The 432-nt window shown below is 41.0% G+C and carries 1 protein-coding gene; it reads right to left on the bottom strand.

The window, feature by feature from the left end:
• Positions 1 to 403 (bottom strand): Sir2 family NAD-dependent protein deacetylase (locus ACYVRH_RS14705; protein WP_461257607.1); only part of this gene is annotated, 403 nt, incomplete at its 3' end.
• Positions 404 to 432: the final 29 nt, after the last annotated feature.

Here is a 432-nt window from a genome sequence, read left to right as displayed (position 1 = left end):
TCATTCTTATACCGGCGCATCGCATACAGTAGTGCATTGAAGGCGAGCCGTGAATCTCTATCACATTTTTGCTTCCGCCCTTTTGATGCAATAGATCGATGTTTTGAGTAATTAACGCTTTTAGATAACCGCGCTTTTCAAGTTCTCCAAGCACGATGTGGACAATGGACGCTTCTTTTTCATCAAGATTGTAAATGAAAGAACCCGACATTGTGTAGTAAAACGAAGGGTCTTTTTCAAAATAGCTGATGTCAAAAATTTTTTCCGCGTCCATATCGTTGTAAAGGCCGTTCTTGCCGCGAAAGTCTCGAATGCCGGAAAGCGTGCTAACGCCCGCGCCTGTCAGGGCGACAAGGTGTTTGGCTTCTTTAATCAGCGTATATAATTCTTTAACTTGTTCCATAACAATAAATTATATACTATTACAATGAT

This window comes from Treponema sp. R80B11-R83G3 (genome assembly GCF_054786115.1).
The sequence above is the reverse complement of the archived record's forward strand: the minus strand, read 5'-3'. Positions and strand labels throughout refer to the sequence as shown.